Origin of the sequence: Candidatus Protofrankia datiscae, from assembly GCF_000177615.2 — a bacterium.
Classification (GTDB): Bacteria; Actinomycetota; Actinomycetes; order Frankiales; family Frankiaceae; genus Protofrankia; species Protofrankia coriariae.
This window is the reverse complement of the sequence record NC_015656.1, coordinates 4,625,547-4,639,642: the sequence shown is the minus strand read 5'-3', so window position 1 is coordinate 4,639,642 and position 14,096 is coordinate 4,625,547. Positions and strand designations below refer to the sequence as shown.

The window sequence follows — 14,096 nt, the reverse complement described above, 5'->3', positions numbered from 1 at the left end:
CGAGTACGCAGCCGTCCGCGGCCAGTGCCCCACCGGGCCTGGCCCGCGGGGACGAGGACACGGTGGGTGACGATGGGGATTCGTAGGTACAAGCCGACGACGCCGGGGCGCCGCGGCGCGAGCGTGTCCGACTTCGTCGAGATCACTCGTGACCACCCGGAGAAGTCGCTGGTCCGCCCGCTGCACTCCAAGGGCGGTCGCAACGTCCACGGGCGCATCACCACCCGGCACCAGGGCGGTGGCCACAAGCGTGCCTACCGCCTGATCGATTTCCGGCGGGACAAGGACGGCGTGCCGGCCAAGGTCGCCCACATCGAGTACGACCCGAACCGCACCGCCCGGATCGCCCTGCTGCACTATGCCGACGGGGAGAAGCGCTACATCCTCGCCCCGGTGAAGCTCCGGCAGGGTGACGTGGTCAGCTCGGGCCCGACCGCCGACATCAAGCCCGGCAACGCCCTCCCACTGCGCAACATCCCCACCGGCACGGTGGTGCACGCCATCGAGCTGCGTCCCGGCGGCGGTGCGAAGATCGCGCGCAGCGCGGGGGCGAGCGTCCAGTTGGTCGCCAAGGACGGTCCCTTCGCCCAGCTGCGGATGCCGTCCGGGGAGATCCGCAACGTCGACGTCCGCTGCCGGGCCACGGTCGGGGAGGTCGGCAACGCCGAGCAGAGCAACATCAACTGGGGCAAGGCCGGCCGGATGCGCTGGAAGGGCCGCCGCCCCACCGTCCGTGGTGTGGCAATGAACCCGGTCGACCACCCGCACGGTGGTGGTGAGGGCAAGACCTCCGGTGGCCGCCACCCGGTGAACCCGAAGGGCCGTCCGGAGGGGCGCACCCGCAGGACCCGCAAGGAGAGCGACGCGCTGATCGTCCGTCGTCGGAAGCAGAACAGGCGGCGGTGATCACGATGGCGCACACCCGGCGGCACCCAACGTACGACCACCGATTCTGAGCGGGAAGGAGGAGACACACGCCATGCCACGCAGTCTGAAGAAGGGCCCGTTCGTCGACGACCACCTGCTCAAGAAGGTGGACCTGCAGAACGCCAAGGGCACGAAGAACGTCATCAAGACCTGGTCGCGGCGCTCGACGGTGATCCCGGACATGCTCGGTCACACGATCGCCGTGCACGACGGTCGCAAGCATGTCCCGGTGTTCATCACCGAGGGAATGGTCGGCCACAAGCTCGGCGAGTTCGCACCGACGCGGACCTTCCGCGGCCACGTCAAGGAGGACCGGAGGTCACGCCGTGGCTGACGCTCTTGTCGACGGGGTGACCCGCTCCGGGCTGGCGGGCGCCCGCGCGTCGGCCCGTTACGTCCGGGTGTCGCCGACGAAGGCCCGCCGGGTCATCGACCTGGTGCGTGGCCGCTCGGCCAGCGAGGCCCTCGACATCCTCCGGTTCGCCCCGCAGGCGGCCAGCGAGGACGTCTACAAGGTGGTCGCGAGCGCGGTGGCCAACGCCGAGCACAACCACGGCCTCGACCCGGCCACGCTCTGGGTCGGTGAGGCCTTTGTCGACGAGGGCCCGACCCTCAAGCGCATCCGTCCACGGGCCCAGGGCCGTGCCTACCGGATCCGCAAGCGGACCAGCCACATCACGGTTGTCGTGGAGAGCCGGCCGCCGGTCGCGGGAACCCGCGGCGCGAAGAGCACAGGGAGGGCCCGGTAGTGGGTCAGAAAGTCAACCCGCACGGGTTCCGGCTGGGTATCACCTCGGAGTTCACCTCCCGCTGGTACGCCGACAAGCAGTACAAGGCGTACGTCGGCGAGGACGTGAAGATCCGGAAGATGATGTCCCGGGGCATGGAGCGCGCGGGTATCAGCCGGGTCGACATCGAGCGCACCCAGGGCCGGTTGCGGGTGGACATCCACACCGCCCGTCCGGGGATCGTCATCGGACGCCGTGGCGCCGAGGCCGACCGCATCCGTGGCGACCTGGAGAAGCTGACCGGCAAGCAGGTCCAGCTCAACATCCTCGAGGTGAAGAACCCCGAGGTGGACGCCCAGCTCGTCGCGCAGGGCGTGGCCGAGCAGCTCTCCAGCCGGGTCAGCTTCCGGCGGGCGATGCGCAAGGCCATGCAGTCGGCGATGAAGGGCGGCGCCAAGGGCATCCGGGTGCAGTGCTCGGGACGCCTCGGCGGTGCCGAGATGAGCCGCTCGGAGTTCTACCGTGAGGGCCGGGTGCCGCTGCACACGCTGCGCGCCAACATCGACTACGGGTTCTACGAGGCCCGGACAACCTTCGGGCGCATCGGCGTGAAGGTCTGGATCTACAAGGGTGATGTCGTGCAGAGCCGGGCGGAGCGGGAGGCCCAGGAGGCGCTGCAGCGGCAGCACCGCCGGGAGCGTCCGCGCCGCGGGCCGCGGTCGGGCTCGTCCGGTACCACCACTGGCGGTACCGACGCCGGCCGGGCGGCGGCCCGTCAGGGTGAGCGCCGTGGCCGTGGCCGTGGTGGCGGCGGCGCTGGCGCGGGTGCGGGTGGCGCGAGCGGCGCGAGCGGCGCGGCTGAGGCCACGCCGGCCCCGACCCCGGCGGCTCCGGCAACCCCGACGGCCCCGGCAGCCCCGACGGCCCCGGCGAGCTCCGAGGCCGCGGCCTCCACAGCACCGGCCGCGTCTCCGGCCGACACCGCTGGGCCCGCCGCTGGCGCGGCCACCCAGGAGACGGAGGGCTAGAACGATGCTGATTCCCCGTAAGGTCGCACATCGTAAGCAGCATCATCCTGGACGTGACGGCGCGGCCAAGGGTGGGACCAGACTTGCGTTCGGCGAGTTCGGCATCCAGGCGCTCGAGCCGGCCTACGTGACGAACCGGCAGATCGAGTCGGCGCGTATCGCGATGACCCGCCACATCCGTCGTGGTGGCAAGGTCTGGATCAACATCTACCCGGACCGTCCGCTGACGAAGAAGCCGGCCGAGACCCGGATGGGTTCCGGTAAGGGCTCGCCCGAGTGGTGGGTCTCCAACGTCAAACCCGGGCGCGTGCTGTTCGAGCTGTCCGGTGTCGCCGAGCCGGTGGCTCGGGAGGCGATGCGGCGCGCCATTCACAAGCTGCCGATGAAGTGCCGGTTCGTCACCCGTGAGGGAGGTGCGTGATGGCGACCGCGACCGCGGACGAGCTGCGGGCCCTGTCCCGGCAGGATCTGGCGGACAAGCTGCGGGAGGCCAAGGAGGAGCTGTTCAACCTCCGTTTCCAGGCCGCGACCGGCCAGCTCAGCAGCAATCACCGGCTGTGGGTCGTCCGGCGTGACATCGCGCGTATCTACACGGTGCTGCGCGAGCGTGAGCTGGGTCTTTCCGAGGACCCGGAGCTGGTGGAAACCGGCGTGGCGGTCGCGGCTGACCTCGACCAGGCGCAGGCCGAGCAGGCACAGACGGCTACCCAGGCGGAACGGGCGTGAGTGGGATGACAACAGACGACACCCCGACGACGGACGGCGCGGCGACGGACGCGGGGCACGACGCGTCGGCGGCAAAGGTCGACCGTGGCTTCCGCAAGGTCCGCGAGGGCCTGGTGGTCAGCGACAAGATGGCCAAGACAGTGGTCGTCGCCGTCGAGGACCGGGTGCAGCACCCGCTCTACGGTAAGACGATCAGGCGCACCAAGAAGATCAAGGCACACGACGAGAACAGCACCAGCGGCGTCGGCGATCGGGTCCTGCTGATGGAGACCCGGCCGCTGTCGGCGACGAAGCGCTGGCGTGTGGTGGAAATTCTGGAGAAAGCCAAGTAGGTCGACCCGCTGACGGCGACGCGACGATGGCCGGCGCGTCGCCTGGGCAGCGGCAGGCCCGGATAGATGGCCCGACGGCGACGTGACGAGTCCGGCGCGTCGCCGCGGGCCGCACAGTAGGTCCAGCGAGCCGGCCGCCGGCAGGCGGGCGCCGACGCAGTTCGGGAGCGGGAAGTGATCCAGCAGGAGTCGCGACTTCGGGTCGCCGACAACACGGGTGCCAGGGAGTTGCTGTGCATCCGCGTACTCGGTGGTTCGGGGCGTCGTTATGCCGGCATCGGCGACATCATCGTCGGGACCGTGAAGGACGCCCTGCCCGGGGCTGGCGTCAAGCGTGGTGACGTGGTCAAGGCGGTCGTCGTACGCACTACCAAGGAGCGTCGTCGCCCTGACGGCTCCTACATCCGGTTCGACGAGAACGCCGCCGTGCTCATCAAGGACGGCGGGGATCCCCGAGGCACGCGTATCTTCGGGCCGGTTGGTCGCGAATTGCGTGACAAGAAGTTCATGAAGATCATTTCACTGGCGCCGGAGGTGCTGTGACCGTGGCCGGAATGAAGATCAGAAAAGGCGACACGGTCCAGATCATCACGGGCAAGGACCGGGGTCTGCGGGGGAAGGTCATCAGAGCCTTCCCGGCCGACGACAAGGTGCTCGTCGAGGGAGCCAACCGGGTCACCCGGCACACTCGGGTGAACACCTCGGCCCGCGGTTCGCAGTCCGGGGGGATCATTACCCAGGAGGCGCCCATCCATGTCAGCAACGTCATGATCGTGGATCCCTCCGACAACCGTCCCACCCGGATCGGCTACCGCGTCAACGACGACGGTACGAAGGTGCGGATCTCCCGCCGTACCGGCACCGAGCTGTAGCCAGCCATGGCTGGTGTGATCGAAGGGGCCGTTGCCGGCGTCCGGGTGGCCGCCGCTGGCGTTCCTGCCGGCCTGCGTGCCCTCCGGGCACGTGGTGCCTCCTGCGTTCCCGCCGGATCGCGGTGGGGATCGCCGTCCGTTGGGCCGAGGCTGCAAGGAAACGAGAGATGACAACTACCACTGAAGCCCGTCCGCTGCCGCGGCTGAAGCAGCGGTATCGCGAGGAGATCGCGACGGGCCTGCGCGAGCAGTTCCAGTACGCGAACGTGATGCAGATCCCGACCGTGGTCAAGGTCGTGGTCAACATGGGTGTCGGGGACGCCGCCCGGGACGCCAAGCTCATCGACGGCGCGCTGCGGGACCTTGCTTCGATCACCGGCCAGAAGCCGGCCGTCCGGCGGGCGAAGAAGTCCATCGCGCAGTTCAAACTGCGCGATGGCATGCCCATCGGCGCGAAGGTGACCCTGCGCGGCGACCGGATGTGGGAGTTCCTGGACCGGCTGGTCTCGATCGCCCTGCCGCGTATCCGTGACTTCCGGGGGCTGTCGCCGAAGCAGTTCGACGGTGCCGGCAACTACACTTTCGGCGTCATCGAGCAGTCGATCTTCCACGAGATCGACATCGACCGGATCGACCGGGTCCGCGGGATGGACATCACGGTTGTCACGAGCGCGACCACCGACGACGAGGGCCGCGCACTGCTGAGGGCGCTGGGCTTCCCGTTCCGCGAGAGCTAGCCGGCGGCCCTGAGAAGCCACTGGTCGAGGGTCATGCGAAAATTTTTTCGGATGGCCGGCGGCCTGGGAGAGGCTACCGGCCAAAGGCTGTGCGAAGATTTTTCGCACAGCCGGCGGCCCTGGAAGAAGTGCCGGCCAAAGGCTGCGCGAAGATTTTTCGCACGGCCGGCGGCCCTGGAAGAAACAGGTCAGATGGCGAAGAAAGCACTGGTTGAGAAGGCGATCCGCAAGCCGAAGTTCGGCGTGCGGGGCTACACCCGTTGCCAGCGGTGCGGGCGTCCGCGGTCGGTCTACCGCGCGTTCGGCCTCTGCCGGGTCTGCCTGCGGCAGATGGCGCACCGCGGCGAGCTTCCAGGAGTCACCAAGAGCTCGTGGTAGGAGCTCCCGGTGACGGCCGCCCGGCACGCCGTGTCGGGGCGACGACGGGTCCGCCGGTCGTCGCGCCCGGCGGATCGCGCCGGCGCTGGCCGCACGGGCCACGGAAGCTGACGCACACCACCCACCGTTCGCGGTAGGCCCCACGACCCTGTGTCGCGGGGAACCCTCGCGAGGAAGGTTCCAGCCCCATGACGATGACAGACCCGATTGCGGACATGCTGACCCGTGTCCGCAACGCCAACCGGGCATACCACGACCGAGTGGTGATGCCGAGCAGCAAGATCAAGACGCATATCGCCGAGATCCTCCAGCAGGAGGGTTACATCGCCGGGTGGCACGTCGAGGAGCCCCCGGATGGGGCTGTCGGCGCGTCCCTCGTCGTGGAGCTGAAGTACGGCCCGAACCGGGAGCGCTCCATCGCCGGCGTGAAGCGCATCAGCAAGCCGGGCCTGCGGGTCTACGCCAAGGCGACCAACCTTCCCAAGGTGCTCGGTGGGCTCGGTGTGGCGATCATTTCCACGTCGTCGGGCCTGCTGACCGACAAGCAGGCGAACAAGCGCAGAGTGGGCGGGGAAGTCCTCGCCTACGTCTGGTAAGGAGTCGCGCGATGTCACGTATCGGACGTCTACCGATTCCGGTGCCAAGCGGTGTGGATGTCTCCGTCGACGGCGCGGAGGTCGTGGTCAAGGGCCCGAAGGGCACGCTCAGCCACTCGGTGGCGGAGCCGATCACCGTCAGTGCGCAGGACGGGCAGTTGCTCGTCGCCCGTCCGGACGACGAGCGCCGCTCGCGTGCCCTGCACGGGCTGACCCGCACCCTGGTGGCGAACATGGTGACCGGCGTCACCGCCGGATACTCCAAGACGCTTGAGATCGTCGGTGTCGGCTACCGCGTGCAGGCCCGGGGCTCGGATCTGGAGTTCGCGCTGGGTTTCAGCCACCCGGTCGCGGTGAAGGCTCCCGAGGGCATCAGGTTCGAGGTACAGACGCCGACCCGTTTTGTTATCCACGGGATCGACAAGCAGCAGGTCGGCGAGGTGGCAGCCAAGATCCGGCGGTTGCGCAAGCCCGACCCGTACAAGGGCAAGGGCGTGCGGTATCAGGGCGAGGTCGTCCGCCGCAAGGTCGGCAAGTCCGGGAAGTAGAGGAACGGATCATGGCTGTCAGTGTCAGCGCCCAGCGGCGTACGGCGAAGTTCCGCCGGCACGCGCGGATACGCAAGAAGGTCTCGGGCACGCCCACCCGCCCGCGTCTCGTGGTCACCCGCTCGACCCGTCACATCTACGCCCAGGTCGTCGACGACGTCGCCGGCCACACCCTGGCTTCGGCGTCCACGCTGGACCTGGCGTTGCGTACCGTGGATGGCGACAAGACCGAGCTGGCGAAGGCTGTCGGCCAACTGGTCGCTGAGCGCGCTCGCAAGGCCGGCGTCACCGCGGTGGTCTTCGACCGCGGCGGGCGGACCTACCACGGGCGGATCGCCGCGCTGGCGGACGCCGCCCGGGAAGGCGGGCTGGAGTTCTGATGCCTCGGGCCTGCATGCGCGGACATTCAACGAACAGGGAGATTCACTGATGCCAGGCCAGCAGCGCCGCGGAGGCGGCTCCGGCGGCTCTGACCGTCGGGAACGCCGCGACCGCCAGGGCGGCGGTCCGGCCCAGGACAAGAACGCATACGTCGAACGAGTGGTCGCCATCAACCGGGTGGCGAAGGTCGTCAAGGGTGGTAGGCGGTTCAGCTTCACCGCTCTGGTCGTGGTCGGGGACGCCGACGGCACCGTCGGCGTCGGCTACGGCAAGGCCAAGGAGGTGCCGGCCGCCATCGCCAAGGGTGTGGAGGAGGCCAAGAAGCACTTCTTCAAGGTGCCGCGGATCGGCTCGACGATCCCGCACCCGATCCAGGGCGAGGCCGCCGCGGGGATCGTGCTGCTCAAGCCGGCTTCCCCTGGTACCGGTGTCATCGCCGGCGGCCCGGTCCGCGCGGTGCTGGAGTGCGCGGGCGTCCACGACGTGCTGTCGAAGTCGCTCGGCTCGTCGAACCCCATCAACATCGTGCACGCCACTGTCGCGGCGCTGCGGGGCCTGATGCGCCCCGAGGAGATCGCCGCCCGCCGTGGCCTGCCCATCGAGGACGTGGCGCCGCCGGCGATGCTGCGTGCCCGCACGGTCGGGGCCGGTGCCTGATGGCCCGCCTGAAGATCACACAGATTCGTTCGGAGATCGGGGGGACCCGCAACCAGCGTGAGACGCTGCGGACCCTCGGCCTGCGCCGGATCAACGCGACGACCGAACGGGACGACCGGCCGGAAGTGCGCGGGATGATCGCTACTGTGAGTCATCTCGTCAGGGTCGAGGAGGTGGACGCATGAGCGAGCTGACCAAGGCAACCGAGCCGGAGACCGCCGATGCCCGGCGAGAGTCCGGTCTGAAGATCCACCACCTGCGGCCTGCGCCGGGTGCCCACAAGGCAAAGACCCGGGTCGGCCGTGGTGAGGCCTCCAAGGGCAAGACCGCCGGTCGCGGCACCAAGGGCTCCAAGGCCCGCAAGCAGGTCCCGGCCCGCTTCGAGGGCGGCCAGATGCCGCTGCACATGCGGGTGCCCAAGCTCAAGGGGTTCCGCAACCGCTTCCGCACCGAGTACCAGGTCGTCAACGTCGCGACGCTCGCCGAGCTGTTCCCCGACGGGGGCGAGATCGGCGTAGACGATCTTGCCAGGGCCGGTGCCGTCCGTCGCAACAGCCTGGTCAAGGTGCTCGGTGACGGGGAGATCGGGATCGCGCTGAGTGTGCGCGCCCACGCTTTCTCCGCGTCCGCCAAAGAAAAGATCACCGCTGTCGGCGGTAGCGTCACCGAGATCTAGGGTCACCGAGATCCAGGCCACATCCGGTGGGTGCTGGTCGGCGTGGGCACCGCCCGCGCGATCGGAGATCCACCGGATACGACCTGGTCCACCGGGGCCTCGGAGGCACTGGACGACTGCCCTCCGGCGTCCCGGTGTTCCGGCTGGCCATGGTCGCCGGGGGCTGGCGAGAGCCGTCGCGTCGCCTGGGTCCGCTGGCTTCGGGCGGCGCGCTGCCGTTACCCTTACCCCGAACGCCTCGAACGCCGAGGTTGATGCCTGATGTCGCCGGCTACCGGAGGTGGAAGACAGTTCCACACCCTTCCGCTTCCGCGGCGACCGGGCCGGATGGACCTGCCGCAGGCCCATGTCGGGACGAGTGGACCGTCTCTACTGTTACAGTCGGCACACCGCGCACCGCCGGTCCTATCCCCGGTCGGGGCAGTCGTCCACCGCGTGCGTTTGCCGTGACGATCAGCAGGAGGAGTCGTGCTCACCGCCTTCACACGGGCTTTCCGCACGCCTGACCTGCGCAAAAAGCTGTTTTTCACCCTCGGGATCATCGTTCTGTTCCGGATGGGCAGCGTACTGCCTTCCCCCGGGGTGTCGACCGGTGCGATCAACTCCTGCCTGTCCTCGGCGAGCGCCGACAGCAGCAACGTCTACTCGCTGATCAATCTGTTCAGCGGTGGCGCTCTGCTGCAACTGTCCATCTTCGCCCTCGGGATCATGCCGTACATCACGGCGAGCATCATCATTCAGTTGCTGGTCGTAGTGATCCCCAGGCTTGAGCAGCTCAAGAAGGAAGGCAGTTCGGGTGAGCAGAAACTCACCCAGTACACCCGTTATCTGACGATCGCGCTGGCCGTCCTACAGGCAACCGGCATCGTTGCCCTCGCCCGCAGCGGCAACCTGTTCCCCGGCTGCGCCGCGCCGATCATCCCGGACACCAGCCTGTTCCGGATCGCGGTCATCGTGGTCACGATGACCGCCGGCACCGCCCTCATCATGTGGCTGGGTGAGCTGATCACCGCCCGTGGGGTCGGCAACGGGATGTCCCTTCTGATCTTCACGTCGATCGCGGCGGCGCTGCCCTCCCAGGGCAGCCGGATTCTCCAGGTGGCCGGTGGCGTGGTCTTCGCCCTCGTCTGCCTGCTGGGGCTGGTGATCGTCGTGTTCGTCGTGTTCGTCGAGCAGTCGCAGCGCCGTATCCCGGTGCAGTACGCCAAGCGCCTCATCGGCCGCAGGATGTACGGCGGTACCTCGACCTACCTGCCCATCAAGGTCAACCAGGCCGGCATCATCCCGGTGATCTTCGCATCCGCGCTGCTGCAGCTGCCGCAGCTGCTCGGGCAGGTCTGGAGCAACAGGACCTTCCAGGACTTCGAGCAGCGCTATCTGGCTCGTGGCGACCACCCGTTGTATCTCGTCAGCTATGCCGCACTGATCATTTTCTTCACTTACTTCTACGTGGCCATCACTTTCAACCCGACCGAGGTGGCGGACAACATGAAGAAGTACGGCGGTTTCATCCCCGGCATCCGGCCAGGACGACCCACCGCGGAGTACCTCGATCGCGTGTTGTCCAGGATCACGCTCCCGGGCTCGCTCTTCCTCGGTGCCATCACGGTCCTCCCGCTGGCCCTGTTGAACCTCACCAAACAGCAGCCCTTCCCGTTCGCCGGAACATCGGTACTGATCATTGTCGGAGTGGGGCTGGAGACGGTGAAACAGATCGAAAGCCAGCTCATGCTCCGCAACTACGAAGGCTTCCTGCGGTAGTGCGCCTCGTACTGGTCGGACCGCCGGGCGCCGGCAAGGGCACCCAGGCCGCCTTCATCGCCCAGGCACGGTCGATTCCCAAGATTTCCACGGGCGACATCTTTCGGGCGAACGTCCGGGAGGGCACCGAGCTGGGGGTGCTCGCCAAGCAGTACATGGACGCTGGCGACCTCGTCCCCGACGAGATCACGATCGGCATGGTCCGCAACAGGCTGGCCGAGGACGACGCGGCCAAGGGGTTCCTGCTCGACGGTTTCCCCCGCAACGTGCCCCAGGCCGAGGTGCTGGGCCAGCTGCTCGAGGAGATGGGGACGCGCCTGGACGTCGTCCTGGAACTCGTCGTCGACGACGACGAGGTGGTGCAGCGCCTGTCCGGGCGGCGGACGTGCCGTAACTGTGGTCACATCTGGCACATCGACTTCGACCCACCCGCGGTGGAAGGTGTCTGCGACCGCTGCAACGGCGAGCTGTTCCAGCGGGACGACGACCGTTCCGAGACGGTACGCCACCGACTGGAGGTCTACGCCGAGCAGACCGCGCCGCTGGTCGCCTACTACGCGGCAAAGGGTCTGCTGGTCGGTATCGACGCGACCGGCCCGGTGGACAACGTCACCGACCGCGCTCTCGACGCCCTGCGCCACTACGCGAGCTGATGCCCGCCGACGCCTGTGTCGGCCCGCTGTCGCCGGCCCGCCCGGCCGGCTTGGCGCCACCCGCCCCGGTGTGAGCCTGGCCGCGCTGTGACCAGCACTGTGGAGCCGGCATACGGAAGCCGGCATGTGGAGCCGGCATCGTGGGGCGTCAGGGGTGGCTGGCTGTGGTGCTACCGACAACGCGGCAGGCACACTAGGGCGGGGTGGGGTACCGATGGCAAGCTCACGGACACGCCGCCAGGTGGCTCCGATAGCGTGTCCTCACTGTTCGCGCCACCGGAGGCGTACGGGACGGCCGCCGTCACAGGCGGATGAGACCACAGAGTTACGAGCGGTACCACAGGGTTACTAGGGATACGGACCGGGGCGACGAGCGTGGCGCGACGAGAACATGTCCAGATCAAGACCGCGGGCGAGATCGCGAAGATGCGGGTGGCGGGACTCGTCGTCGCGCGCGCCCTGGAAAAGCTGCGAGCGGCGGTCGAGCCGGGGATCACCACTGGTGATCTTGATGCGATCGCGGAGAAGTCGATCCGCGACGACGGCGGAATTCCCTCCTTCAAGGGGTATGGCCGGCCGCCCTTTCCCGCGTCGATCTGCGCGTCCATCAACGACGAGGTCGTCCACGGGATACCGCGCCGCGGGCGGGCGCTGCGCGAGGGGGACATCATCTCCATCGACTGCGGCGCGATCGTGGACGGCTGGCACGGAGACTCCGCGATCACGGTGCCGGTCGGGACGGTACCCCAGCAGTTCCTCGACCTGATCGAGGTATGCGAGCAGTCGCTGTGGCAGGGCCTGGCGGCCGCGCAGCTCGGCAGCAAGCTGACCGATATCTCGGCGGCGGTCGAGCACCACGTCCGCCCCCGGGGATACGGCATCGTGGACCACTACGGCGGCCACGGCATCGGGACCGAGATGCACCAGCCGCCGCACGTGCTCAACCACGGGCGGCCGGGCCGGGGGATCCGCCTGGTCGAGGGAATCGCGCTGGCGATCGAGCCCATGATCACGATAGGGCGGCCGGACACCCGAGTGCTCGGCGACGAGTGGACCGTCGCCACCACGGACGGCTCCTGGGCCGCGCACACCGAGCACACGGTCGCGGTGACCCCACGCGGCCCATGGGTGCTGACGGCCCTCGACGGTGGCGCGGCGAAGTTCGCCGAACTGGGAGTTGCCTGCGGCCAGCCGGTCGAAACGCCCGCGTCCTGACGCCATCTCCTGTTACTCATCCTCCCGTTACTCATCGTGATCTATCACTGGCGCGCTCGCCGTCATTCGGCCACCGTTGGCCCGGCAGCCGGTCGCTGCCGGTAGTGGGTCGGCCCGGCAGCCCGCGGTTGCCGGCGGGGGCCGGGCCGCCAACGGCAGTGAGGGAGCCAGATTGGCCCTTGACGGGTGGGCCACGTACACTTGAAAGCCGACGGCTAGCGGGGCATTGATGTTCGTCTGTGTCCACCGTCGGACACCCGAAGGTAGGACAGCGGAGGACATGCCGAAGAAGGACGGGGCCATCGAGATCGAGGGCCGAGTTGTGGAGCCACTCCCGAACGCGATGTTCCGGGTCGAGCTCCAGAACGGTCATCGAGTACTCGCCCACATCAGTGGCAAGATGCGTCAGCACTACATCCGGATCCTTCCAGAGGACCGGGTCGTCGTGGAGCTGTCGCCCTACGACCTGTCCCGTGGCCGGATCGTCTACCGCTACAAGTAAGCTCTCTGGCTACCGACGGCGTGCCCTGCTTCTCGGGCGCCGTCGGTAGCCTGGTGACACCCCAGACATTCGCAGGCGCACCTGAAGCGGCTGCGCAAGGGAGGTTCGTGCAGCCGTGAAGGTCAAGCCGAGCGTCAAGAAGATATGTGACAAGTGCAAGGTGATCCGTCGCCATGGCCGCGTGATGGTCATCTGTGACAACCTGCGCCACAAGCAGCGCCAGGGCTGACAGCCCCGTCGGGTGACCCCAGCGCAGGTGTCCGCGGTCACGGTCACCTGCGCTGGGCGACGCCCCTCCAAGCGTCACCAGGCCGCGGTATGCGGTATCCACCCCCGGTCGGAGGCCGGGGCCCGAGCCGGCACCCACGTCGCCGGTACGGGACGGAGACGCTCAAGACCTCCGGTAAAGGAAGGAAGCACCTGGCATGGCACGCCTTTCCGGCGTAGACCTCCCGCGTGACAAGCGGGTGGAGATCGCTCTGACCTACATATTCGGGATCGGCCGCAGCCGTTCCCTGGAGACTCTTGCCGCCACCGGGGTCAACCCCGACACGCGCGTCCAGGACCTGACCGACGAGGAGATCGTCCGGCTCCGGGAGTGGATCGACGCGAACTACCGGGTCGAGGGTGACCTGCACCGGGAGGTGCGTCAGGACATCCGCCGGAAGATGGAGATCGGCTGCTACCAGGGCCTGCGGCACCGGCGCAACCTTCCCGTCCACGGCCAGCGGACGCACACCAACGCGCGTACCCGCAAGGGCCCGCGCCGCGCCATCGCCGGTAAGAAGAAGGCCGGCAAGAAGTAAGCCAGTAGTCAGCCGCCCCGGCCGACATCCGTTGACGGTGGCCATGGCCGGGCGCTGACCGACGACCTCGTAAACGGAGATCACGAAAGCATATGCCGCCAAAGACGCGTGCCGCCGGCATCAAGAAGGTCCGGCGCAAGGAGAAGAAGAACGTCGCGCACGGCCACGCCCACATCAAGAGCACCTTCAACAACACGATCGTGTCGATCACCGATCCCAGCGGGAACGTGATCTCCTGGGCGAGCGCCGGCCACGTCGGATTCAAGGGATCGCGCAAGTCGACCCCCTTCGCCGCCCAGATGGCCGCGGAGAACGCCGCCCGCAAGGCGCAGGAACACGGAATGCGCAAGGTGGACGTCTTCGTCAAGGGCCCCGGCTCGGGACGAGAGACCGCGATCCGCTCCCTGCAGGCGGCCGGTCTCGAGGTCGGCGCGATCCAGGACGTCACCCCGACCCCGCACAACGGCTGCCGGCCGCCCAAGCGGCGCAGGGTCTGACCAGCGGGATCCGACGACACAGGATCTGACGACAGCAGTATCGCGGCTGCCGGTGGCGCGACACGGAGCATGACTG

24 protein-coding genes are annotated in these 14,096 nt (G+C 68.3%); all 24 read left to right on the top strand.

Annotation, left to right across the window (positions count from 1 at the left end; genetic code table 11):
• Positions 1-72 precede the first annotated feature (72 nt).
• The 24 genes from rplB to rpsK all read left to right on the top strand — a co-directional run bounded on the left by rplB (position 73) and on the right by rpsK (position 14,020).
• The gene (gene rplB / locus FSYMDG_RS19490; RefSeq protein ID WP_013875109.1) at positions 73-906 is read left to right on the top strand and encodes a 50S ribosomal protein L2; all 834 of its coding nucleotides are present in this window, start codon (positions 73-75) and stop codon (positions 904-906) included.
• 73 nt (positions 907-979) lie between these two features.
• On the top strand, positions 980-1,261 hold the full coding sequence (rpsS, locus tag FSYMDG_RS19485; RefSeq protein WP_013875108.1) for a 30S ribosomal protein S19: 282 nt from the start codon (positions 980-982) through the stop codon (positions 1,259-1,261).
• Positions 1,254-1,676, top strand: a complete 423-nt coding sequence (gene rplV / locus FSYMDG_RS19480) for a 50S ribosomal protein L22 (protein WP_013875107.1) — start codon at positions 1,254-1,256, stop codon at positions 1,674-1,676. The genes rpsS and rplV overlap by 8 nt, the downstream gene beginning before the upstream one ends.
• Positions 1,676-2,683: a 30S ribosomal protein S3 gene (gene rpsC, locus FSYMDG_RS19475; RefSeq protein WP_013875106.1), complete on the top strand. Its 1,008-nt coding sequence runs from the start codon at positions 1,676-1,678 to the stop codon at positions 2,681-2,683. Before rplV ends, rpsC begins: the two co-directional genes overlap by 1 nt.
• Before the next feature lie 4 nt (positions 2,684-2,687).
• Positions 2,688-3,104, top strand: a complete 417-nt coding sequence (rplP, locus tag FSYMDG_RS19470) for a 50S ribosomal protein L16 (RefSeq protein WP_013875105.1) — start codon at positions 2,688-2,690, stop codon at positions 3,102-3,104.
• The gene (gene rpmC, locus FSYMDG_RS19465; protein WP_013875104.1) at positions 3,104-3,409 is read left to right on the top strand and encodes a 50S ribosomal protein L29; all 306 of its coding nucleotides are present in this window, start codon (positions 3,104-3,106) and stop codon (positions 3,407-3,409) included. The genes rplP and rpmC overlap by 1 nt, the downstream gene beginning before the upstream one ends.
• A 5-nt stretch (positions 3,410-3,414) precedes the next feature.
• Positions 3,415-3,741, top strand: coding sequence for a 30S ribosomal protein S17 (gene rpsQ / locus FSYMDG_RS29295; RefSeq protein WP_043604042.1), 327 nt, complete (start codon positions 3,415-3,417; stop codon positions 3,739-3,741).
• Between the two features lie 174 nt (positions 3,742-3,915).
• Positions 3,916-4,284: a 50S ribosomal protein L14 gene (gene rplN, locus FSYMDG_RS19455; protein WP_013875102.1), complete on the top strand. Its 369-nt coding sequence runs from the start codon at positions 3,916-3,918 to the stop codon at positions 4,282-4,284.
• Positions 4,285-4,295: 11 nt separating this feature from the next.
• Entirely contained in the window at positions 4,296-4,613 is a 318-nt protein-coding gene (rplX, locus tag FSYMDG_RS19450; protein WP_043607140.1) for a 50S ribosomal protein L24, read from the top strand.
• Positions 4,614-4,780: 167 nt separating this feature from the next.
• Complete coding sequence (rplE, locus tag FSYMDG_RS19445; protein ID WP_013875100.1) at positions 4,781-5,350, top strand: 50S ribosomal protein L5; 570 nt, start codon at positions 4,781-4,783, stop codon at positions 5,348-5,350.
• Between the two features lie 192 nt (positions 5,351-5,542).
• Positions 5,543-5,728, top strand: a complete 186-nt coding sequence (locus FSYMDG_RS19440) for a type Z 30S ribosomal protein S14 (protein ID WP_013875099.1) — start codon at positions 5,543-5,545, stop codon at positions 5,726-5,728.
• A gap of 188 nt (positions 5,729-5,916) precedes the next feature.
• Positions 5,917-6,324, top strand: a complete 408-nt coding sequence (rpsH, locus tag FSYMDG_RS19435) for a 30S ribosomal protein S8 (RefSeq protein WP_013875098.1) — start codon at positions 5,917-5,919, stop codon at positions 6,322-6,324.
• A gap of 11 nt (positions 6,325-6,335) precedes the next feature.
• Positions 6,336-6,872, top strand: a complete 537-nt coding sequence (rplF, locus tag FSYMDG_RS19430; RefSeq protein ID WP_013875097.1) for a 50S ribosomal protein L6 — start codon at positions 6,336-6,338, stop codon at positions 6,870-6,872.
• An 11-nt stretch (positions 6,873-6,883) separates the two neighbouring features.
• Complete coding sequence (rplR, locus tag FSYMDG_RS19425) at positions 6,884-7,252, top strand: 50S ribosomal protein L18 (RefSeq protein WP_013875096.1); 369 nt, start codon at positions 6,884-6,886, stop codon at positions 7,250-7,252.
• Positions 7,253-7,301: 49 nt separating this feature from the next.
• Complete coding sequence (gene rpsE, locus FSYMDG_RS19420; protein ID WP_013875095.1) at positions 7,302-7,910, top strand: 30S ribosomal protein S5; 609 nt, start codon at positions 7,302-7,304, stop codon at positions 7,908-7,910.
• A complete protein-coding gene (gene rpmD, locus FSYMDG_RS19415) occupies positions 7,910-8,095 on the top strand; it encodes a 50S ribosomal protein L30 (RefSeq protein ID WP_013875094.1) in 186 nt (61 codons plus the stop codon). The genes rpsE and rpmD overlap by 1 nt, the downstream gene beginning before the upstream one ends.
• On the top strand, positions 8,092-8,586 hold the full coding sequence (gene rplO, locus FSYMDG_RS19410; RefSeq protein ID WP_013875093.1) for a 50S ribosomal protein L15: 495 nt from the start codon (positions 8,092-8,094) through the stop codon (positions 8,584-8,586). The genes rpmD and rplO overlap by 4 nt, the downstream gene beginning before the upstream one ends.
• Positions 8,587-9,054: 468 nt before the next feature.
• Positions 9,055-10,347: a preprotein translocase subunit SecY gene (gene secY, locus FSYMDG_RS19405; RefSeq protein ID WP_013875092.1), complete on the top strand. Its 1,293-nt coding sequence runs from the start codon at positions 9,055-9,057 to the stop codon at positions 10,345-10,347.
• A complete protein-coding gene (locus FSYMDG_RS19400) occupies positions 10,347-11,000 on the top strand; it encodes an adenylate kinase (protein WP_013875091.1) in 654 nt (217 codons plus the stop codon). Before secY ends, FSYMDG_RS19400 begins: the two co-directional genes overlap by 1 nt.
• A 375-nt stretch (positions 11,001-11,375) precedes the next feature.
• Positions 11,376-12,215, top strand: coding sequence for a type I methionyl aminopeptidase (map, locus tag FSYMDG_RS19395; RefSeq protein ID WP_013875090.1), 840 nt, complete (start codon positions 11,376-11,378; stop codon positions 12,213-12,215).
• A gap of 280 nt (positions 12,216-12,495) precedes the next feature.
• On the top strand, positions 12,496-12,717 hold the full coding sequence (gene infA, locus FSYMDG_RS19390; protein ID WP_006541558.1) for a translation initiation factor IF-1: 222 nt from the start codon (positions 12,496-12,498) through the stop codon (positions 12,715-12,717).
• 115 nt (positions 12,718-12,832) lie between these two features.
• Positions 12,833-12,946: a 50S ribosomal protein L36 gene (rpmJ, locus tag FSYMDG_RS19385; protein WP_003956441.1), complete on the top strand. Its 114-nt coding sequence runs from the start codon at positions 12,833-12,835 to the stop codon at positions 12,944-12,946.
• A 196-nt stretch (positions 12,947-13,142) separates the two neighbouring features.
• On the top strand, positions 13,143-13,523 hold the full coding sequence (rpsM, locus tag FSYMDG_RS19380; protein WP_013875089.1) for a 30S ribosomal protein S13: 381 nt from the start codon (positions 13,143-13,145) through the stop codon (positions 13,521-13,523).
• Between the two features lie 92 nt (positions 13,524-13,615).
• Entirely contained in the window at positions 13,616-14,020 is a 405-nt protein-coding gene (gene rpsK, locus FSYMDG_RS19375) for a 30S ribosomal protein S11 (protein WP_013875088.1), read from the top strand.
• Positions 14,021-14,096 lie beyond the last annotated feature (76 nt).